Source organism: Heliobacterium mobile, from assembly GCF_009720735.1.
Taxonomy (GTDB): Bacteria; Bacillota; Desulfitobacteriia; order Heliobacteriales; family Heliobacteriaceae; genus Heliobacterium; species Heliobacterium mobile.
In genome coordinates this window covers 13776-34996 of record NZ_WNKU01000002.1, presented here as the reverse complement: position 1 = coordinate 34996, position 21221 = coordinate 13776, and the positions used below count along the sequence as shown (strand labels likewise).

Sequence of the window (21221 nt, the reverse complement as noted above, 5' to 3'; positions counted from 1 at the left end):
AGGTTCGAATCCTGTCGCCCCGACCATGAGTTAGCTCTGGGGGTTTGTAACGTTAGGCAGTCGTTACAGTTAGGATTTGACGCCTACAGTGACGCCTACGGGGGTTTGGAAGAGTTAAAGATTGAGGGAATAGTTAAGGCCAGGATGAACGTCCTGGCTTTTTTGCGTGCTTAGTTTTTTTTCGGTTATAAGTCTGGTAAGTCCAGTACCATGCTTAAAAAGATAGTCAATAGTTATGAATTCAGTTTATATTCCGATAAATGCAAGGAGAAATATTTATTGATATTAGGCTATTATTAGCAATCAACATCTTGTATTTATCTTGTATTTTTTCATTATTACCATTTATTACATACATAATACTGCCAAGTAAGACTAATAACAATAATGCTATGATAGCATTCTTTATGTTATCATAGCTTGACGTCACAAAGTTTTCTTTTATAGTATTATACTTGTAATTAAAATGAATAGACTTGGATAGCTCTAAGCATCTTAAATACGAACCCTTAGACGCCATTTTTATTTCATCACTTAAGTATATATCATAAACCAACCCAAGCTGTAATGCTTTTATTGCATCTAATGCACCTAGAAATAGATAAATAAAAGTCGATAAAAACAATAGTAATAGTATATCTTCAGTAACACCGTGTTCAAGTTTTATGTTTGAGGTTTTAGTTCCATTCAAAAAGGTGATCGAACTAGACAACAACGTCAATGCTAAAGTTATTCCAGTAACATTTACTTTTGCTTTATCTTCAATTGTTTTTCTTCGTTCTTGTTCTTTAGAATATAATTTTTCTAAACGATCCAATTTAACTTTTTCTAAATAAAAGTACTCATCTTTTTCCTTTGCTAATTTATCTATTCCTTTTTTTACATTTCTATTGAGGCAAAAAGCTCTAAAACTAGGCATTATTAAATATGCTACTTTTTGACTTAAAAAGAGTGAGCATACTTTATCAGTTAAAGTCATTCGATAAGGCACCTAGTTATCGCTAAATCAATACGTTGTTCAGCCTGATCAATTAACCAAGCCCATTCCCCGGTTGGGTTTATTTCTATAAAGTAATAACAGTTATTAACTCTTACTAAATCTATCGCACCAAATACTAGTCCCAATCTGTTTACTAAATTGATACACTTTTGCTCGACTTCTGGTGGCAATGTTACTGGTATATACTTTACCTGATTTTTTCTTAATCTCCAGTCACCCCTAATTCCCTTTTGTTCTTCTAATATTTCTACTGCAAATACTTCATTCTCAACGATAGTTACTCTTAAATCCACCTTAGGTTCAAGTAATTCTTGTATTATAACGGGGGCCGATGATAGTTCAGCATCTAGTAATTCCTCTTTGTGAATAATATTAGTATATACAAATGCTTGTCTTTCTCCTAAATCTAACAGTACCGCATCTAAGCTTTTAACAACATAGTTATCGGTAGTGACTTCCAACTTTTCAATTAGTTTAGACGAGTTAGATATTATTGTTTTCGGTACTGAAAAACCTATTTGGTTAGCTAAAGATAATTGCACTGGCTTAGTTTCGGCATAGTATGTTGCCTTTGGATTATTTACCCACTTACTTTCGTTAAAAATCATAAGTGCTCTAATGAATGCTTGCCACTGAGATCGTGATAATTGTTCATCAGCAGATAGGGTAATTCCCTTTTCTCTCAAAAATGTAGGTCCACGGAAATATATTGACTTAAGGTTATTTGAGGACACTTCGTATACATCATTTTTATTTTCTACAATAATGCTATTACGAACGGGGTCCATAGAAACGTTAACAAAAGGCAAGTCTTCCTTATTTATTCGTAAAAACGAAACTTCCTTTTCTAACAAAGCCGTTGTGATGTAATCTGACGCGAAATCATATCTGTTGGAAACAATTAAAATATTTGGTTTTATGTTGCCCAAGAAAGCTTACTCTCCTTTTTGATCTTCTCCAGTTTCAACATCAGCTTTTTTAGTACCCGCAATAGGCTTGTTTGGATCTTGGGAACGCACTAGGGTGATTAACAGTCCATTTTCTTCTTTCATCCAAGCTCCTTTAGAAAAATCATAAGTGCAACCTTGAGGATCACGGGCTCCTTTTTTTTCGTGAAACTTAAATGCCTTATCTAACAAAAGATGATTACGAGCTACACTCATAAAAAAACACCCTTTCAAAAAATTATGGTTGGATTATATTTCTAGTCATAGTCAAGAAATCCTTCCTTACCAAGTAAAAATATCCTTGTAAATTTGGTTGAGCTAACTCCGGTTGACTTCCTCCCCCACCAGAGCGATGATGTCACTGCGGCCCCAAGGGCCGCCAACCACCAGGATCGCCGCTTTGAACCTGGCTTTCCTCAAATTAAATAGCGACCAACAGCGGAAGGACGGCTTGCTACCTACCCCTTCCTGAATTGAATAGCGATCATAGTTCCATAAACGAGGAAAAAGCGGAAAGGCACGTCGCCCTTCCGCAGTGGTTATTTATCGTTATTATTTCTTCGGTATTGAAGGTCAATTTTGAAGTTAAATCGTCTTTAATATCTATAGTTATTTTATTATGTTCCATCCTGCAGTCTTAGCATATTCTTCAACTTGAGGGAACATTTTTTCAACCTTTGAAGCCTTTAGAACCACATTAGCCATAGGTTCAGAATCTTTCGGAACAAACTTTTTCATATCCACTGTGTATTGAAATACTCTAATATCACCTTTCATAACTCCAATAGTAACTGTATTTGCACCCTTGAGGTCATCCTGTTGTAAAAAGTCATAAGACTGAGTTAAAACGTGTTGAGTCGCCAATGCTGGGGTTAGTTCGTCGCTCATAAAAACTGTAGCTGTTACATGTTTAGTAATGTCTCTGGCATCAGTAATATCTACTTTCTTGGCGTATGCAAATACGCCAGTCTTAATACTAGGTTCCTCTTTTTTAGCTGCTTCAGTCTTTGGTGCTAGAGTTTCAGATTGAACAGCTACGGTTTTCGGTTCTTCCTTCTTTGTGGCTTCCATTGTTTCAGAACAACCAGTTAATATTAGGCCAAAAGTAAGGACGATAAATAATACTTTCAATTTCACTTTACTCTTCCTCCTTATTTGGGTTGAGTTTCATTCTAACATAATTGGGTTTTAATGTCACCAATAGCTATGTGTTTGATATATCGCTTAGTTTTTTAATTCCAACGCTTGCAAAATAACTTTGAACCCATACCCCGCTAGCCTCCACTGCCGACAGATATAATCATCACCATACTTCTTCCTCCACTTCAGTAGCAGTTGAACATGTTGCTCGTACTTCATCCGATCAAACACTTCAAAAGGCACTAAGTCCTCAAATTATAAATAAGTGATCAACGGCCCTGGCCGTCGGTAGTCCCGTTTGGCCTTACCCGACATCCGATCGGACGGCATGACCATGCTGCGACACGGCCCAGTCGCTTTTTCTTGATAATAACTCGATTAAAATACCAGATATTACATTGCAAACTTGTGATCCCAATGGTAAATTTATAACGTCTAGCTCTTACACCCTCAGCCACTCCCTCAGTTGGCTTGAGGGTCTTTTTTATCCTGATATTGATCCTCAATTAGTATTATCATCCCTACGAATAAACATTCGAAAGCAGTTTATCTGGAAGGTCTTGTTTATCCGTCTAAAAGCTGTAGTGAAGCCTAAATAATATTTCTTGTAAATTAGGATAAAATAAAATTGTCTCCTGTTATAATTCTCAATATCTTGTCGCAAAGACAGGACAAAGCCTAGCTGTTACGGTCCGCAGCTAGGCCTTTTGTTGCAGAAAAATAGCGTTCGGCAAGCAATGGGGCCGGACGCTTTTATTACCTTTAGGTGACACACACGTGGAGTCATAACTCCTTTCGATGTTCAAGATTGACTAATTGCGAGGGAGGCAGGATAGGTTATCTCTAGTGGGGCAGTTAGGGAAGTTAAAGTTTCGGCGGCAGGAAGTTAGGAAGAGCTAATATTTGTCACCTAATTGTAACGAAACTGTCAAACAATTGAAACGAAGTGGTGAGATAATACGGATGACGGATAAATAAATTGAAAGGGTGGTATCTACGATGAAAAAGCAAATTATTGCTACCGCTCTAGGAGCTACGTTACTCGTCAGCATGGTAAGCCTTTCTGGTCCTGCAGATGCAAGAATGGGTATGCGAGGAAACGGGAACGGTGCTACGGTAACAGGTTGCCAAGGTCAAGGTCTTTGTAACGGTCAAGGGCGTGGTCCAGGGATGGGACTCTGTCAAACTCAAAATATAACCCCTCCGCCATGGCAAGGCACGGGTAGAACGCTATCACCGGAAGAACGGCAAGCGTGGTTTGAAGGAAGAGAAGCCCGACATGCAGCTCGGTTACAACAATTACAGCAACAACAAAGCCAAGAATAATGATTAGTCCCGAAAAAAATTTTCAAGAGGATGTGTTTCAGTGTTCGTGACCCTAAAGCGTTTTGCGGGTCTTCTCATTATCCCATTACTAATCGGATGTTCCGCTCAAAATCCTTCTATACCAACACAACAAACGATAGAAAATCAATCACAGCCAGACGCTAGTAATAATCAAATTGGGAACGGACGAGGACAAGGAAGAAATAATCAGGGTCAGGGGAATGGTAAAGGCAACGGTAATAGCGGTAACGGCCAGGGTAATGGTCAAGGAAACGGGCAGCACCTACAACAAAATGGGACTGCACCCCCATGGCAAGGAACGGGAAAAAACCTCTCTCCCGAAGAACGGCAGCAGTGGTTAGATGGTAGAGATGAGCGTCATAATGCGTGGGTACAACAGCAACAAAATTAATGACAATATGATAAGAAAAAGAAGCGGGAGCCATTTTGGAGTCTCGCTTCTTTGTTATTTCTCAACGACTTCTAGGTATACAATTGAGGCTATACAAAAAGTTCCACTTAACTCCATGTTTTAATTCGTCAGTATATATCTCAGTGATCATATTCCTATATGGTAGAAATTCAAAACCAAAGAGAATTTTACGGTATCGTTCCACCGCAGATAGTTCACCAAAGAGAGCTTTTTGGATACCCTCGCAAAAACTTCCGGGTTCTTGGAAGGTGACCTCAGGTGCTTGGGGAATCTCTTGTCCGGTTACTTCCCAATAAATCTGCCGTAGCATCTTGAAGTGCTTTAACTCATCATCCCGTATTGAAGCGACGATCTCTTTTTGTCCTTCTGGAGCCACTTTTAACAAGAAGCTATAAAATAAATCATCCTCTTTTTCGGCACTGACTGACTGTAAAATCAACTGTATCGCTTCTGGATACGCGAACATCGGTACGTACATAAACGTAGGATGGTATTTATAAGTGGTAAAGGGATAGCCTGGGTAAGGTGACTTGGGGATTGAAATATTCATCGTTACCCTCTCTTTCGGGTTTATCATCCATGAAGTACATTTACAACTAACCTGCAGGTGCCGCCACAGGTTGTTTTACTTGTCGAAGTCCTCCGACTTCCCGGTCAACCATGAGAATGCCGCCGGGCATACCTTCCACCAGCTTTAACTTACCAATTATGTCTGTCGTTTGTGCTTCCTCATCGACCTGTTCAACCAAAGCAGTTTGCAAAATCACTTGACTTTGTGTATCTCCTTGTTGTAAAGCCACATTATAACCTTTCTGGTACATATTTGTGACATATCGTTCGTGCTGTAAAACTACTTCCCATGCCTGCAGTGGGGTGCCGAAGTTGACTGGTTGTTGTGGAAGGGATGGGATTACTGGCACTCCACCCCTGTCTAAAAGATACCGAATAAGACCATGTGCATGTGTAAGTTCTTCATCGTGCTGTGCCTGAAGCCAGACGGAAAAACCTTTTAGGCTCATACGTTCAAAATAGTTCGCTATAGCCAGATAAAAATAAGCTGAATTTAGATCTACCTGAATTAGTTGATTGAAAATCTGCTGCATCGTTTGACTAATCATTTAACCGCCCTCCTTTTTCAGACCATATTATGCCTATTAGAAAATGTGGTTACATATATTTAGCAACATCTTTTGGGGACCATTGGAACTAAAGTAATACCTTGAGAATACCCTTAATTGATAAATATCGTTTAAGGGTGGAGATAATATGCATGAACAAGAAAAAGCTTTTCTGGAGTTTTATCAGGGCATTTGGGAACTAAATTATTATACAAGTGCAATGACTTATGAACCCTGCCCTTTTAGAAGAAGGTCATTCCAGCAATATATTCAGAGGGTTTCTTATAAGCTGCCTACTCTATTTAACGAAGCATTTTCAAATCAAGTTCAAGAATGTAATACCTCGCGTTCCACTAAGGCCACCCAAGTTGTAATTCCAAGGCAAGAATTATCGAAGTATAACGGAAAAAATGGCTTCTCTGCTTATGTTGCAATAAATGGTATTGTGTACGATGTGACTAATAATCCAAGTTGGATTAACGCTTCACATTTCGGCCTCTTAGCCGGTAAGGATTTGACACAAGAATACAACTCATGCCATACAGGGCAATCGTTGTTAGGACGATTATCGATAGTAGGAAAAATAGAGTAATTGTTATTCACAACGATAACGTTGACTTTCCCGCCTACAAGAGCGATGATGTCACTGCGGCAACCGCCCACAAGGAGGAATGAATATCGAGCAATAACTGGCTCCAATAAAAAATTGAAAAATAATTCCGCATAAGATTTTACCGTCGAATCAACGACAAGCATTTGCTTTAGGTATCTCAATCAACGACCCAGTGCATGATGGGCCAGCAGCAAGGAGGAGCGAATATCGTGGAATAGCCGCCCCAATAAAAATAAAAAATATAATTCCGCAATGATTCTATCGTTGAATCAACGTACAAGCATTTGCTTCAGATATCTTACATCTTGGTCCAGTGCATGATGGGCCGGTTAATTAGGAGGGGTTTTCAAGATATAATAGGGTTATCATCGTTCATTATCCCGTATAGCATAAAAACTTTATTGCAGGACTTCTTTTTTCTTATATAAAAGCGAATTGGCCCCCTTTTATGGAGGCCAATGGAACTTCATTATTAAGTTTGGAGGATATGTTATTTTTTAGGCCGTCATGATATGTCCAATTGAAAGCAAACATCCGATCAAAACCATAGAAACGTGGATCCGTCGCGTAAAGCCGGGTCTTTGAAACCTGATCATTTGGGCAATCCCCCCCAAAGCTCCTACGAACATAACTATACTTGCTAAAATCCCAAGAATAAATTCTTCTTCAAAGTGACCCTCTCCAATATACATAGCCATACCGTGCGTTAGGATAGCTGCAATCGCAGCAAGTCCTAGACCTTTATGAATACGACCAAAGAATCGACCCGCACTGTTAGTCATTTTTGTAGAAATGTTACTCTGGCTACCCTGGGAGGTTGTATTGCGAGTACCCTGAGTGAGTGGTTCAGAAGTTTTAGAATCTGAAGAATTTGATTCACATACTTCATTTGACGAGGCAACAGAGACAGCTTTATCCATTCGTCCCAATCGACGCAAAGGATAGAGCACTGCGGCACCTACTGTTAGCCATGCTGCTAAAACTCCTAAACCTTCACCAAGTTCTTTAATTGGATTATCCTCTTCTCGCTCTCCCCTTTTTTCTGTCCTCTCAGTTGAATGGTAATTTTTGGTTTTCAAGTCATCTGCAAACGCATAGTTAGGGATGGCAGAGAAAAAGAATAATCCATAAATCAATAACAGACCACTAAGTATCCTTTTAGTATTTCGCACAAATTTGACCTCCATAGTTTTAATCTTTACATTCTCTTAATTTAATGGATTAAAATGAAATTTAGCTGAATTAAAAGACTAATTGCTTTAGGAATAATCATCCAGATAATTCCATATTCTTTTGAGGTCCACAGTGAACTTCGCTGATTTTACTGAAAGCCAACCAGCTCGTAGAACTGACAGCCGATCTCGACCGCTAAGCATGGAGGCCAGTTTTTCATCACGATCAACAGCGAAGTCAGCTTATCCATACCAGAGTCTACGTCCGACCATTTATCAAGCGAAGGTACTTCAATCTTCTGATCGTCGCTTATTTGGCGTGGGCTTTTTTTGTTGTCAAAGAGCGAAACAGCCCCCGTTGCGGGGGACTGCGTTGACGTCATTCGGCTTTTTCGGGTTTACCCATGTTCTCGTTGAGCTTCTCGATATTCTGGTTCAACCGGGCCAGCTGTTCAGCGATGGTGGCTAGGGATTCAGCGATTTTTGGAACGTCTCGTTCGTAGAACTTCCTGCCCAGTCCGGTTTGATAAAACTCTGTCATTCTGTAAATCCTCCCTGCTTTTGTTGCGAGGCAGGTACAGCTTATCTAGGAGTTATTCAATAGTAAAGTTAAGTTAGTTTCGTGAACGCAATGTGTCATCTCCAGATATAAAAAACAGAGAGGGCGATTATGCCCCCTCCCGTTGCATATGACGGTATTTTTTCGGCTTAATCCTTTGTCGTTTACCGATAGATGAGAAGAAACCCATATCCCCAGTTGGTGTTTCTCTTTTCATCCGTACTTGTATCTGCCCTCTGCTCAAAAACGGAAAATCAGTTCGCGTTATCTTATCCGGGCATTGATCTCGAAGATCATCCTGAAGAATGTAGTTCGCCAGCCGGTGTAGCTGTACTCCATCTGGTACCTGTTTAGTCTGTTCAATATAAGCTTCAGTTAACTGTTCAACCGCATGATTCCGCCATTCCAACGGCATATTCTGTTTCTTTAACCGGGTAACTTCATCTTCAAAAGACTTCTTAAATTTCGTCCCCGGTTGAAACCGTCCGGAATACGGATTCTTCAATGTATCATTCACGCTACCCCAACCCCCTGCTCTTTCATTCGATTCACCGAAGCGATACGGACTACAGCAGCATTGATATGATCGCTTACCCCCTGCTGGGTAATGTTAAGCATCCGGGCCACCTCATGTTGAGAAAAGCACCGAATGTAGATTAGATACAGTACGAGCCGTTGCCGAGCGGTAAGACCGGCTTCCCCTACGGCATCTGTGAAGTCGATTAAAAGGTTGCTGGCGTCATAATCGCCTCGGCTGAACCGCATTTCCCGCAGCTTGTGTACATTAGCGAGTAAAGCATATATCCCACGTTCTTTATCTAGCGGATACGTTACGTCTATCCTTTTTTGTTTTCCTGAGAAGTCGATCTTGCAAGTTCCCAATTCTGGTTCCCCCTTCGCTCATAGATGAAAGCATCGATTCTATCCTCTTATAAAGCTGGTCAACACCATCGTCGTTTGTGATATCGAAATCAACCACGAAATTGTCTATGTGAGATTCCGTTTCGTGATTGATATCATCCATGGTGAACACATCTCCTACGGCGTTCATCCGGGCCAGGCGGTTTTCAACTGTGGATTGAACCCGCACTATGGTAAAGCCGTTATTCAAGAGAGCCTTATACTCATTTGGCTGTCTAAGGTCGGAAATCACGATGGAGTCGAATGGGTTGGTACTGGCGTTGATTTCTTTCAGTGTATAGTTCAGCCATACCGCCGGATCTATCTGCCGTAAGGCTTGTCCGATCTGCTGATATAGGGAACGGGGTTTTGTACCGCTGTTTTGTATGTCGGGGTAAATCAGATGCGTTACTGCCCTTACTCCATCCCCGAAGGCGAAACGCCTAAATCCGTATTTCCGCACAAGGTACTCCGCGATCAGGTCTTTACCGCTTCGCATTTTTCCGGTGATGGCGATTTTTACACCGTACATTTTTTAACCGCCTTCGCCGAATCTTTTCGCTGCCACCGTAGCAACAGGCCATATCGCCGTTCAAGCCATTTCAAATAACCTAACATTTCGCCGGGTTCGATTCCTTGGTGGTTTACGATTTCTTCCACTTTTTCTTCTGTTCGCTTCAGGACATCGAGATAGCGAAACAAGATACCCATTTTACTCTTTCCCTCCTTCTTTCAATGCCGTCCACGTGTAATCTGATGCCGATAGTTCGTAGCACAGTTTACTGCCCCAAAAAATGAAAGGTAACGGTGTTTTGCTTTCTTTAATCAAACGCAGATGTTTTGGTTTTAGAACTGTAAATACCGGAATTGAAGTCTGCCACCCATTTACCCAGATTACCGAGGCACCCTGCTTCATGTAACTGTTTAACTGGTCCGATTTGAATCGAAATGTGGAGAGATTCGAGTTGTTAAACTTGACCTCCACGGGCCTTCCGTTTAGCAAGTAATCTGCCTTTAGGTTTACGTTGGCCCCCAGCAAGAGCCGTCCGGAATTATCGCAACCGTTGTTTTGAATGGAAAGCACCTCACCCGTCTTTCGTTGCCAGTAATCAACGTACAGTTCGATAATCTCTCGTTCCACCCTAGAGCCGTGTTCGATGTCTCGGGCAAAATCCTTTATATCTCTATCGTCCATCCGGTAGTTCAGTCGGGCTACTTGGTTCACGGGTATTTCACCTCCAAAATGTTCGTTCACTATTTAATGCCGACAAATAGAGGACTTTGTGACAAAGAAAAGGGGCCGGGTTATCCCACCCGAGCCCTTGCGATTTCTACATATTCTGCTTCCCGTTCAATCAAGATGAACTTTCTGTTCTCTTGTAAGGCTGCTGCCCCTGTTGTACCGCTACCCCCAAACGGATCGAGCACAACGCCTTCTGGGGCCGTCACAAGGCGAATCAACCACGCCATCAACCCGGTTGGTTTTACCGTTGGATGATGGTTGCGGTTAAAAACGGGCTTTCTCTCTCGACCATCTAATGTATGAGTACTGTTTAGAACTCCTCGACCACTACCGGGATACACTCGCCGTTCTTCTAGGTCGATGACGTTTCCCTTCCAGTCGCTGTTCTTGTCTTTCTTAGTGGACTTCTTCGATAGTTCTTGGGGCGTAATGTTGAAAAACTTGCTATACCATTCGTTCGGTTCAACGGTAACACAGTTGGCCGGGTATCTACCTTCTTCTCCAATTCGGCAACCGTCCACGTTGATCGCCCCAGTACCGAATCGTTCAACCGTATCACAGATGTTACCCGTTAAAGGCTTTCGGCCCATAATTACTGGCTCATGTGCGGGTTTGATTGAACTACCCCATCCATCCCATTTCTTCGCCAGTTCACTGACAGGCTCATCACCGTCCACCTCATGAAAACCCTGCTCTAACGCTTTTTCCATCCATGGCCGAGTGTTCTGGCCGTTTATCATCATCACCGGGTTATATGGAATCCGTATCTTTTCCCTTACAGCACCTACTCTTTTATCGAACTGTTTGCTGACATCTAAGTTTTTCGGAAAACCACTGGTGTACAGCCATTCGATGACATCACGGATTTCAAATCCGGCGATCCGCAAAGCCACTGTCATCAAGTCTTGGGTTCGTGTTCCGGCGAAGCAGAGGATGTGTCCACCGGGTTTTAGCACCCGAAAAACCTCACGCCATATAGCCGGTCCGGGAACGAAGGAGTCCCACGTCTTCCCCATAAAACCGCTACCCCGATGAACATAATCTTCACCGGCCAGCCATTTCGTAAGAACTTCCTTAATATCCGGCTCCTTTGAAAGACCGTATGGGGGATCGGTCACGCATGAATCCACGCTATTATCCGGTAGTGTTTTCAGAATCTCCAGGCTATCCCCTTGCAGCACTTGATTTATAAATTGCATCGTTTGATTACCCCCTTCAATACTTAATGCCGACAAGAGGACGAATTTGTGACAAAAAAAGAGGGCCGAAGCCCTGCTTTTAATCCCACATTGTTTTCGGTGCTTTCCCCAATCTGTTCATCAGCAGTTTGTAAACGTCCAGGTCCAATACGTCGGTGGCCTGGTTTTTTTCTTTGTCATCCAACAGTTCACCCAGCCTAGGCCGCCTAACCCGAAGTTTCCGCATTACCCGCTTTTGCGTTGTCATGTGCTCCCCATGATACTCCTTTAGGAAGTCCCATTTTTCGGGGTCGAGTTCTCGAACGGCATCGAACATGTTTTGTACGATCTCCCTTGTTTCTCCTTGAGCACCCCGCTCCCAGAGACGTTGCTTGAACACGTTCTTCACCAGTGCTTCTTCAGAGAAATCAAACATAAACGGGGGCATCATGACGCCCATGGGGTAAAGGGAACGCAAGGCTTGAAGCGGTTCTTCGGGATGCTCTTTCATGACCTCTTCACAGCGTGCTAACTGATTTTCCATCATCATAAAATACCAGTTTGGGTTTTTCGCCTCATGGGGAATCACTAACCCCCATGGCTTATTTGCCCGAAAGCCACCGGCAATTCTACGGTTACGGATCGTGTACGTGATGAGATGATCGTAGGTAGTCTTACTGACACCTATATAAAGGAAAGAAACTGATTCACCACGGATGGGTTCGTAAGAATGACCGGCCTTCACCATGCCGTTAAGGAAGCGATTGGTGTTATCCATATCGTCGTACTTCCCCAGATATAAGGCAGATGCGAAAGCGGAAGTGAGCCGATCACGGTCGGTTGCCCGTAATGCAATAACCCGGCCCTTTTGAACAGGTTGATATCCCTGTGAGGCATATATCCGGTTAATGAAGTATTCAATATTTGATATATCTTCATTCCGTTTGGGGTCCATATACACTAGGGTGTTTCCGGTGATGTCGTTCATGTTAATCGAAAAGGTATCTTCCGGGGCGAGGTTTTTCATTGCGTAAGTCATCTGCAAGCTCCTTTCTTTGTTGTATCGCTGTTACTAACCGGTGTGGCCAAAGCCTCCGCATCCCCGTTCTGTTTTTGTGAAGGACTCAACTTCCGTAAGTTCCGTGTTATGCAAGGCTTGTGGGAAAATCATCTGGGCAATCCTGTTTTCAAAGTTGATCGTGAACGCCTTATCAGACAGGTTAATCAGAATCACTCCGATGCCACCGGTATAATCCGCGTCAATCGTACCCGGCGTATTAAGCACAGTAATTCCATGCTTCCATGCAAGGCCGCTACGAGGACGCACTTCCGCTTCCATTCCAGCAGGCATCTGTACGGCAATCCCTGTTCGGACCATGCAGCGTTCGCCGGGACGCAGGGTATAATGTTCAAACCAGGATTGTAAAGGTTTACTGGGATCTTCCGATGGCTTTATCACATCAAAAACTCTCAGGTCGAAACCACTGGAAAGCGGTGTCTCCCGTTCGGGGATCGTAGCAAGTAAATGGAGCTTCTTCGTCGGGATCAGAATTTTCGTATTTGTGTGTTTCAATTTCCGCACCTCCATAACTTAATGCCGACAGAACCTCGATTTTGTGACACAAAAGTTGGGGGAAAACTCCCCCATGTGTTGTATCAGTTGAATTTTCGTTTTGGGTACTCGTAATTTTTCCGGGTAGCATTCCAACTGGAAACCTTGGTAAAGTAACCGATAATCCGCGTCAAATAGTCTGTAATAGGAAAGCCGCAAATAGGGCAGGTTTCCCCTGTTCCCACGATGGACGTATGTCCTTCCTTACAGATGCCGAATCCGTAGTTAATGGCAAAATGCTCTACCCCTTCGGTTAATGCGATGCGAATCAGCCGTTCCATCGTTACAGATTCGGTAATTCGCTCCTGTACATTCAAGTGAAGAATCCCGCCACCACTTACATGCTTCATGAAACGTCCGGTTAATCGGATTCGATCCATGGTTCCCATATCCGCAATCAACGGAATGTATTGATTAGAATACAACTCAAAGGGCTGCTTATCTCCAAAGATCAACCGGTCTTTTCGAGCTAGGCTGACGGCTGTGCTTTCAGCGGGGATTTCCTCTGTGTTGAAGGAGTAACCTGTTTCTTGACTAAAAGCCAGAGCATACTCTTCCGTTTTAATCAGCACTTCCTCTACGAAATCCTGACCTTCCTGGGATTCCATCGGCATCCCTAAGAAGTGGCTCATCTCATATTGACCATGGATTCCGATAGTGGAAAACAGCATATCCAGAGTAAACCAGCGTAGAGGCTTGAAAAACTTCAAAAACCCTTTTTCCACACGTCGCTGCAAAATTTCTTCCCGGTGTACCAGAAGCAAATCACGAGCCATAGTTAATCGCTTGTCCAGCAGACGGAAAAAGTCTTTTCGATCTTTTGCTTCTAACGCAATCCGAGGGAAGTTCACGGTAACCACTCGGTGAGAACCGATATTCAATCCGCCATTGCCAAAACTATCCGCCCGGTAATTCATCCGTTCGGTATCATTTACGAAGCGACAGCACATTGCGATCTTGCTGCCTTCGTTGGCGTAAATATTGAAGCATCCTAGTTTTGCATTCACCCGGCTGATAAATGACATAAAATCATCATCAAGGGGCTGCCGATTTTCATCTACAGACAAGTTTGCGGTCATCACCGGGAACCGGTATGGTAGACCTGTAGTCGGATCACCCTGGGCAAAGAACTCCGCGAGGATTTTCTGAACTTTCATTACAAATTCAATGTCTACTGCAGTACCATCTGGGTAACGATACTCCGCAAACAGTTTCTCAAGGTTTACTCGGTCAAATATAGAGATGTTTGTGAAGGGGCTTTGTCCTGAAGTCACTTGTGTTACGAAGATGTTCGCTACACATCCCCTGCTATACGTCGCCGCATAGGTCAGACTATCTCATACACTCATCGCTTTAGGTTAGGCGTGAGTGCCCCCGCACTTTGAGCACCCATCGCTTGTGCCCTACTCTACTCAGTTCCATTGGAAGTCTTACGCGACTCCAACATCCAATGTCTTTTCGATAGTCGTTGAACCTTCCTCCATGGGAGGCTTGGCTGCTGATTGTCTCCGATGAAGTTCTTTATGACAGTGCCCACATAAAATCTCTAAGTTATTGAGGTCGTTATAGGCTTTAGAGTTTGCTTTCATCCAATCGTACAAAGCGTTTTGATTATCTTCTGTATAAGGAGTAATCCCGCTCTGATTCACCGCATCGATTACCATAGATTTCATCTTTACTTTATGGTGCATCTGTAGGTCTTTATCTGTACCGCATTTGGAACACTTATCTCCAAATTTCCTTAATGTTCGGTCGAAGTATTTTTGCTTGTGGTAACATCGCAAAAGGTTGTATATCCGTTCTGGATACACGTTGTCATGATATTTCACCGTTAATCCATAAGATTTCAGCATATTGCTTAGAATCACAGAGTCAACGTTATAACAATTGGATAACTGAATAATTGATGTTTCGGTGTTCACGTAATTTTCGATAAACCATTTCTTCGTGAATGTAGCGTATTTATCGACTCGTTTGATGTTTGGGATATGCTTAATCCCCTGAGTCTTGAAATGGTAGACAACGGTATCAGTGCTGACGCCATAGTGCCGAGCAATTTCAATAATGGACATACGCTTCATAAAATGCAGGCGAACCAAATCATGAATCGTAAACTTTCTAGTTCTACGAATACCGTGACGCCATAACCAAATATTCACTGAAGCTGACTTACATCCAATCTCCTTAGCAATTTCCTCACGACTTTTCATTTCTACAACAAATCTGTGATGTAACCAATTACGGTTTTCGCAAGGGTTATATCCTGTAAATCGCATTGACATTCACCTCCTTCCTGGGCACTTTTTTAATCGGAGACTTCCCAGCAATTCACGGGGTTTGCAATAGACAGTCGCCTGCCTATGCCGCTTCACAGAAACGGAATTTGTTGTTGGCTACATGAATGAACTTCTGCCAGAGGTTCACTATTGCATCTCGATCACTGGCGTCATCCGGGCTGGTGCCTTCTCGTTTCAAATACCAAGATAGGTTCACGATGAAGTCGCCTGGGGCCACAGCTCCCGCAAATTCCTGCGATAAATCCATCACCGTTTCTGTTACTTGAGCGACGAAACTATCCGCCCGTTTTGGGGATACGCTCCCGAGTTGACCATAAGGCCGCCCTAGCAGCATAAGATTCTGTGTGGAAAATGCGAAGCAATACGGAATCTGTATCCCTTGTCCACTGGCGTCATGGAAATACAGTTCGCCCCGCCAGATTGCCGAAATGAGTTCATTGGCCCGGCGAACACCGAATCGTTTCATCGAATAACGCCACAACAGGTAATATCCTTCTAATTTCAAGATGCCTTTCGTTACTTCCGCTTGGTAGTTGTTCGCACTCAACTCTTCATTAGAGTTGGCATTTTGGTCCACGGTGGTATCGGCCAACCGCTTAGTGAAGTAATCGTGAGACATCTGGCCCACGTCAACTTTATCGGGACTGATTCCTTCCAAGGATAAAAGTTGCAGCCCTTGAGGGTCTTTAGCGAAACGCTTATAAAGAGCGTCAAACTTCTTATCAAAAGTCAGCGTCTGTTGCATCGTTTATATCCTCCGCTTGTCGATGATGCTCTGGTTGCTGCTGGCCGGGAAAGCCCCGGTACGCAGTTCCTCTCGATACTCCCCTGCCACGATAACCGTACACCAACAAGATATTTCTTTCGGAATATCTTCATATGAAAACCCGGTATAGAGCCAAGATTCTAATCCCATTTCGTTGATGCCGATTAACAGGTGTATCAGGGCGTCCGGCTGTTCCAGAGGTTCGCCACCGACAAACACCACGGCATCATAGTGGTTACGATACTTTTGGATTCGGAGCAGAATGTCTTCCGGCTTGATATCCATTCCCCCGTCGGGGTCTTGTAGTTCGGGATTATGGCATCCAGGGCAACCCCTGCTACATCCTTGAAAGAACACCGAATAAGCAATACCGCCTCCGGCATCGGATGTATTCAAATCGTTGAATCCTCCTACGATCATTGCGAACACCCCCCTTACCCTTTTAATGCCGACAATTCGACCGATTTGTGACAAAACGAAGGGACAGCGTATTTGCCGTCCCAGTTATAAGAGGACTATTTGATTACCCGGTAAGCAAGTTCTCCTCTAAATCTAACGGTAAAAAATCAGTCTGGGTGACTTTCCACCTTCGAAACCCTTTGTGGTCTATCCATATCCAAAGTTCAAAGTCCATCGTATTACCGAGGTCATACTCTCGGATAACCTCTTGAATGGACGCTATCTCTTTTCGGTACGCCGCTAAAGAAAAAACTTTTGTCCGCTTGGATTGCACGGCCAAAATCCGATCCTTGCGAATTCCCAGTACATCGATTTTGGAATGGGAGCCTGCCGAACGAAGCACTAGGTAGCCATGAGACGTTAAGTCCTGCACGATTTTCCTCTCAATCTCATAACCCCGTTGGTAATTCGTCCGTTTGGGCATTAGGCAATCTCCTTGCACTTCATCTTATAGGGGCAGAAGATACACTTTTCGATCACCTTTTCAGGCAGCACTTTCGCATAGTACATCTGGGCCACCGTTGCGAATTTATGGAGCAATTGGTTCCGGTCCTCATCAGTGACTTCAAAGTGAAAGGCTCGCATATCCGGTTTTGCCTCATCTCCTTTGGTCCAGCCGTCTTTGGCCAGAGATTCATAAACGATGAGGAACTCCCGGAGACCGAACAGCAGTGAATAGGCTACACACTGGGTTTTATGATCTTCTTGGGCGTCTTTCATTTTGTATTGTCCGATCACCCCTAGAGTGGTTGACTTTGTCTTAAACTCAAAACCCACTTTGGCTCCATCCCGATATTGAAGAACACCATCCATCATGCCGTACAGCTGGAATTTAACATTGTTGTATTCCTGGGACCGAACCTGCCGAATGTTCTTTTCCCATGCGGGTAGTCCTTTTTTTGTTCGCACCACTGTAAAAGCTGGGTGGTCCAAATATTTTTCTGCATATAACAAATCCCGTTGAACGGCCGCATGAACCGCTGAACCATTCCTTACCCATCGCCGCTGATAGGGACACATCTCCCCTTCTTCCTTTGGAATCCGGTCAGCCCGGAAATACAGCTCTCGTTCGCACTTAGAGGCCGACGAAGGAGTAAAGGTAACAATACCCTTATCAAAGTGCAGATCGCTTTTGTCATCTGTAAGAGCTATCTGTTCACAATCCAGAATTGTTCGTTCTATTTCTACATCACTTGGCAGTTCCAACGAATGAATTTGATTAAAATGCCCAAGGATCGCTGCCGATAGTTTTGTACCCCGAGCTGAAACAGGATGTTCCAGTACTTCTTCCCGAAGTTTTTTTGCCCCCAACTTATTGGTAAACCCCACGATTCCGCCTCCTGTTTATGCCGCGTTTTTGAACCAATCCTGTTTCTTAAACCCTTCACCCCAGCGTCTCATTAACTCGGTATCGACTTTCATTGGAACATCCAGATTCACCGCTGACAGCATACATTCTTCGATTTCCTGCACTTGAGCCAGAGTAATTCTTTCGTCTACCAGCATCAGAGCTTCATCGTGCACAGTAGCGAAGAGTTCCCACCCTTTGTTCTTACAGTAAGCATGAAGCTTCAGAAGGGCTTTTTTCATGATATCTGCCGCTGTCCCTTGGATGATGGCGTTGACACTTTGTCGCCGTACTGATTCCACCGGACCTTTCACCTTTCGGAACTCTTCTTTCAGCGAGCGGGGAATCTCTTTCACCCGCCAAAAGTTTGTGGGGACCTCGGCTGTGTTCGCTAGTCGGCATATTCGCCCAGCCAATGCATCATACACCTTTGCATGTTCCCGATATCCAGGGAAACGCCGCTTTCGGCCGTCGATGGTCTCTACATACTCATTGGTTTTTACGAATTCGTGGACGGATGCAATGAACTTGTGAACACCGGGATAGGAAGTAAAGAAATCTCGGATGAACTGTTGGGCTTCTTCGGCGGTAATTCCTAGCTGCTGAGACAGCGTAAACATACTCGTGCCGTACATGACTGCCAGCAATCCGATCTTCATTTTCTTTCTATATATTGAGCCGTCTGCACAATCTTCGATGGGAACGTTAAAGACCCGGCTCGCTAGGTTAGAATATAAATCCTGCCCCCGGAGGTATGGTTCACGGAACAAGGGATCACCGCTTAAATGGGCTAAAATTCGGGGTTCAATCTGGGAAAAGTCGCTCCCTAGGATTAGCTTTCCTTCGGGGGCGATGACCAGCTTTCGGGCCTTCGGGGGCAGGTTTTGCAGGTTGGGCTCACTGCTAGAAAACCGACCGGTAACGGTTTGCACTTGATTAAAGGAGCCATGCAGCCGCCCATCGCTTTGGATTTGCTCGGGGAGGGCGTCGACATACGTCCCTAACAGTTTTGTCAGGCCGCGATAGTTCAGAAGATGTGCGATTCCTTCGTGTTCCCCTTGCAGGGATTTTAAGGTTTTTACGTCTGTGGACCGTTTGTTTCGATCGGGGAGTTCCAGTTGGTCATAGAGCACCTTGGCAAGCTGGGTGGGAGAGTTGAAGTTGATATCGCCGAAAGCGTCTTTCAGCTTTCCTTCCGTTACAACGATTTCATGCCGAAGCTCATCCCCATATTCCACCGCAAAATTCCGATCGATGAGAAGCCCTGCCTGTTCCATATCCACGCATACATCTACCAGTGGATTTTCAATATCTCGATGTAGTTGCAGCAGCTTTTCTCGTTTCTGTAAGTGATCCAACTGCCATTTGTACAGTTCGAGGGTTAAATGGGTGTCCTTCGCCGCATAGACCAAAGCCACGTCCAGTGCCACTTCATCAAATCTGGTTTTGCCGAACAGTTCCTCGAAGGTGTGGCTTTCTTCTTTGAAACCGAAGTGTTTGCCATACTTCGTGGCCAGATTTTTGAGAGCATAGCTGGTCTCATTTTCATTGAGCAGGGCCATGGCGATTCGGGTATCATACAACAGTCCTCGCATCCGCACCCCATGCCGGATGAACATGTGAATGTCATACTTGGCATTGTGGAGCACTTTCCCTATATCGGGGTTGGTCAGCATTGGCCGCAGAGCGTCCAGTACACAGTCCCGGTCTAATTGCTTACCGGTCTTGTGGGCAACAGGGATATACACGTGATAGTCGGCGTTGGGTAAGCTAATGGATATCCCCACGATTTCATTCCGGTAGACGTTTAACCCAGTCGTTTCAGTATCCAGAGCCACAAACGGTTCCCTTTCTAGGTCTTCTACGAGTTGTTCTAGCTGGGATAGGGTCTGGATTAACCGGTAATTCGCTGGAGCCTTGGCCACCATCTCTTGCAGAATGCCGATTTTCCGTTGTTCCATTAACACCCGGTATAAATCAAGGGCTTTGGTTTTGGTGAGGATTTGATTATTCTTTAGTCCAGTACCGATAATGCCGTCCTCGATCGCTTTTTTGACCTCTAGTAGCCGGGCTTTATCGGTCTGAGAATTGTTCATCTGCAATATTCCGAGTTTGGGCTTGCCGTTCTTGGTTAGATAGCCTGATTCCCATATCTCTACCCACGAGGGTTCCTGTTGAACATTTTCTTTTTTCGCTTGAGCCGCTTTCGCCCGTTGTACCTTATCGGTGTCTTTTTTCAGCTTTAACTCCATGCTAAGTTCCACGTTTAAAAACCCCCTCGCTTAGAAATGCCATCAGCAAGTGGGCATTTTTTATTCATAGGAATGAAACGGGAAGGGCTGTTGACCCTCCCCAGTTATTTTTGACTAAAACACACTGTCCGGTTCATCTTCGGAGGCCGGGGGAATCGGTTTTACATCATCCCCACCGCCGCTTTTTACTGATTCCCATTCGTCTATCTGTGCTCGGGCGGAGTTTACTTCTTCGGAGCTGAACAGTTGGGTTACCGGGAACCCTGCATCCATAAGAAGGGCAATTTGCTGGTTCCGAGTTCGAGCCTGAAGTCCTGATTCAAAAAGGTTGGATTCCACGGTTAGCCCGTCAAATTGAGCAAACCTTTCTTTATCCTCAGGTTTCAGTCGAAGGATTGGTGAAAGAGAATAGTTGGTATCAACTTTATTGCCGGTTCTCTTGAACAGAAATGCGTACGTTTCCAAGTCGTAAGCATACTGTTCAATGGCCGCGATCAGTTGCTGGGCTTGTCCCTTCGTAGCATCAAAGAGTCGGAGTTGGCCCATATCGATATCGGCAAAGGCGAAAAGGTAACGTTTTTTGGCGTAAAGCCCGTCAAAACCTTTGGCTTTGACGTTAGATGCTTCACAAAGAGCACATTTCTCCCCTACCGGTGTAATGCACGGTTGGGTATAGATGCCGTTTGCATAGGACGCATGGGCCAGATATTCGCAGTAATCCTCTGTACTTAGCAACCGAACTCGGCAACTTTCGCCGTCCTTTAGCCGGATATAGAGCTTTTTGAAATCGATTTTTTCTACCTTTTTATTCAAGGATGCTTTCGCATCTTTCCCTTTAGCGGTAATAATGGACATTTG

27 protein-coding genes are annotated in these 21221 nt (G+C 43.9%); 3 read left to right on the top strand and 24 right to left on the bottom strand.

Annotated features, from left to right (window positions below; genetic code table 11):
* Positions 1–241: 241 nt before the first annotated feature.
* The 4 genes from GJ688_RS02690 to GJ688_RS02675 all read right to left on the bottom strand — a co-directional run bounded on the left by GJ688_RS02690 (position 242) and on the right by GJ688_RS02675 (position 3084).
* Complete coding sequence (locus GJ688_RS02690) at positions 242–979, bottom strand: hypothetical protein (protein ID WP_155475008.1); 738 nt, start codon at positions 977–979, stop codon at positions 242–244.
* Complete coding sequence (locus GJ688_RS02685) at positions 976–1929, bottom strand: ATP-grasp domain-containing protein (protein ID WP_155475007.1); 954 nt, start codon at positions 1927–1929, stop codon at positions 976–978. The genes GJ688_RS02690 and GJ688_RS02685 overlap by 4 nt, the downstream gene beginning before the upstream one ends.
* A 6-nt stretch (positions 1930–1935) precedes the next feature.
* Positions 1936–2163: a hypothetical protein gene (locus GJ688_RS02680; RefSeq protein ID WP_155475006.1), complete on the bottom strand. Its 228-nt coding sequence runs from the start codon at positions 2161–2163 to the stop codon at positions 1936–1938.
* A 393-nt stretch (positions 2164–2556) separates the two neighbouring features.
* Positions 2557–3084, bottom strand: a complete 528-nt coding sequence (locus GJ688_RS02675) for a hypothetical protein (protein WP_155475005.1) — start codon at positions 3082–3084, stop codon at positions 2557–2559.
* 1002 nt (positions 3085–4086) lie between these two features.
* Between GJ688_RS02675 and GJ688_RS02670 the strand changes: the two genes are divergently transcribed.
* Together GJ688_RS02670 and GJ688_RS02665 are read left to right on the top strand one after the other, a co-directional pair.
* Positions 4087–4413 carry a hypothetical protein gene (locus GJ688_RS02670; protein WP_155475004.1) on the top strand — a complete coding sequence of 109 codons (327 nt, stop codon included), beginning with the start codon at positions 4087–4089 and terminating at the stop codon, positions 4411–4413.
* Between the two features lie 46 nt (positions 4414–4459).
* Complete coding sequence (locus GJ688_RS02665; RefSeq protein WP_155475003.1) at positions 4460–4825, top strand: hypothetical protein; 366 nt, start codon at positions 4460–4462, stop codon at positions 4823–4825.
* A 61-nt stretch (positions 4826–4886) separates the two neighbouring features.
* Here GJ688_RS02665 and GJ688_RS02660 read toward each other — a convergent pair whose 3' ends face one another.
* Positions 4887–5396: a ferritin-like domain-containing protein gene (locus GJ688_RS02660; protein WP_207708736.1), complete on the bottom strand. Its 510-nt coding sequence runs from the start codon at positions 5394–5396 to the stop codon at positions 4887–4889.
* A 46-nt stretch (positions 5397–5442) separates the two neighbouring features.
* Positions 5443–5964: a ferritin gene (locus GJ688_RS02655; RefSeq protein WP_155475002.1), complete on the bottom strand. Its 522-nt coding sequence runs from the start codon at positions 5962–5964 to the stop codon at positions 5443–5445.
* 148 nt (positions 5965–6112) lie between these two features.
* On the opposite strand from GJ688_RS02655, the gene GJ688_RS02650 reads away from it, so the two are divergent.
* A complete protein-coding gene (locus GJ688_RS02650; protein ID WP_235910727.1) occupies positions 6113–6556 on the top strand; it encodes a cytochrome b5 domain-containing protein in 444 nt (147 codons plus the stop codon).
* Positions 6557–7074: 518 nt separating this feature from the next.
* Here the strand turns inward: GJ688_RS02650 and GJ688_RS02645 are convergent.
* From GJ688_RS02645 to GJ688_RS02560, 18 genes are all read right to left on the bottom strand, one after another.
* Positions 7075–7749: a hypothetical protein gene (locus GJ688_RS02645; protein WP_155475001.1), complete on the bottom strand. Its 675-nt coding sequence runs from the start codon at positions 7747–7749 to the stop codon at positions 7075–7077.
* A 379-nt stretch (positions 7750–8128) separates the two neighbouring features.
* Entirely contained in the window at positions 8129–8290 is a 162-nt protein-coding gene (locus GJ688_RS02640; protein WP_155475000.1) for a hypothetical protein, read from the bottom strand.
* A gap of 127 nt (positions 8291–8417) precedes the next feature.
* Positions 8418–8825 (bottom strand): hypothetical protein, encoded by a 408-nt coding sequence (locus GJ688_RS02635; RefSeq protein ID WP_155474999.1) that lies wholly within the window; start codon positions 8823–8825, stop codon positions 8418–8420.
* Positions 8822–9190 (bottom strand): sigma factor-like helix-turn-helix DNA-binding protein, encoded by a 369-nt coding sequence (locus tag GJ688_RS02630; RefSeq protein WP_170291598.1) that lies wholly within the window; start codon positions 9188–9190, stop codon positions 8822–8824. The genes GJ688_RS02635 and GJ688_RS02630 overlap by 4 nt, the downstream gene beginning before the upstream one ends.
* Complete coding sequence (locus tag GJ688_RS02625) at positions 9123–9740, bottom strand: nucleoside/nucleotide kinase family protein (RefSeq protein WP_207708735.1); 618 nt, start codon at positions 9738–9740, stop codon at positions 9123–9125. Before GJ688_RS02625 ends, GJ688_RS02630 begins: the two co-directional genes overlap by 68 nt.
* Complete coding sequence (locus GJ688_RS02620) at positions 9728–9919, bottom strand: hypothetical protein (protein ID WP_155474997.1); 192 nt, start codon at positions 9917–9919, stop codon at positions 9728–9730. The genes GJ688_RS02625 and GJ688_RS02620 overlap by 13 nt, the downstream gene beginning before the upstream one ends.
* Before the next feature lies 1 nt (position 9920).
* A complete protein-coding gene (locus GJ688_RS02615) occupies positions 9921–10433 on the bottom strand; it encodes a hypothetical protein (RefSeq protein WP_328597295.1) in 513 nt (170 codons plus the stop codon).
* Between the two features lie 80 nt (positions 10434–10513).
* Positions 10514–11650: a DNA-methyltransferase gene (locus GJ688_RS02610; protein ID WP_155474996.1), complete on the bottom strand. Its 1137-nt coding sequence runs from the start codon at positions 11648–11650 to the stop codon at positions 10514–10516.
* 79 nt (positions 11651–11729) lie between these two features.
* Positions 11730–12668 (bottom strand): FAD-dependent thymidylate synthase, encoded by a 939-nt coding sequence (locus GJ688_RS02605; protein ID WP_155474995.1) that lies wholly within the window; start codon positions 12666–12668, stop codon positions 11730–11732.
* 33 nt (positions 12669–12701) lie between these two features.
* Positions 12702–13202 carry a dUTP diphosphatase gene (gene dut / locus GJ688_RS02600; protein ID WP_235910725.1) on the bottom strand — a complete coding sequence of 167 codons (501 nt, stop codon included), beginning with the start codon at positions 13200–13202 and terminating at the stop codon, positions 12702–12704.
* Between the two features lie 83 nt (positions 13203–13285).
* The gene (locus GJ688_RS02595; protein WP_328597294.1) at positions 13286–14515 is read right to left on the bottom strand and encodes an anaerobic ribonucleoside-triphosphate reductase; all 1230 of its coding nucleotides are present in this window, start codon (positions 14513–14515) and stop codon (positions 13286–13288) included.
* 156 nt (positions 14516–14671) lie between these two features.
* A complete protein-coding gene (locus tag GJ688_RS02590) occupies positions 14672–15517 on the bottom strand; it encodes a hypothetical protein (protein ID WP_155474992.1) in 846 nt (281 codons plus the stop codon).
* Between the two features lie 82 nt (positions 15518–15599).
* The gene (gene nrdD, locus GJ688_RS02585; RefSeq protein ID WP_155474991.1) at positions 15600–16283 is read right to left on the bottom strand and encodes an anaerobic ribonucleoside-triphosphate reductase; all 684 of its coding nucleotides are present in this window, start codon (positions 16281–16283) and stop codon (positions 15600–15602) included.
* 3 nt (positions 16284–16286) lie between these two features.
* Positions 16287–16724, bottom strand: coding sequence for a 4Fe-4S cluster-binding domain-containing protein (locus tag GJ688_RS02580; protein ID WP_155474990.1), 438 nt, complete (start codon positions 16722–16724; stop codon positions 16287–16289).
* A 103-nt stretch (positions 16725–16827) separates the two neighbouring features.
* Positions 16828–17187, bottom strand: coding sequence for a PDDEXK family nuclease (locus GJ688_RS02575; RefSeq protein WP_155474989.1), 360 nt, complete (start codon positions 17185–17187; stop codon positions 16828–16830).
* A complete protein-coding gene (locus GJ688_RS02570) occupies positions 17187–18092 on the bottom strand; it encodes a hypothetical protein (protein WP_170291597.1) in 906 nt (301 codons plus the stop codon). Before GJ688_RS02570 ends, GJ688_RS02575 begins: the two co-directional genes overlap by 1 nt.
* Before the next feature lie 15 nt (positions 18093–18107).
* Positions 18108–20375 carry a DNA polymerase gene (locus tag GJ688_RS02565; protein WP_328597293.1) on the bottom strand — a complete coding sequence of 756 codons (2268 nt, stop codon included), beginning with the start codon at positions 20373–20375 and terminating at the stop codon, positions 18108–18110.
* Positions 20376–20477: 102 nt separating this feature from the next.
* Positions 20478–21218, bottom strand: a complete 741-nt coding sequence (locus GJ688_RS02560) for a hypothetical protein (RefSeq protein WP_155474988.1) — start codon at positions 21216–21218, stop codon at positions 20478–20480.
* Positions 21219–21221 lie beyond the last annotated feature (3 nt).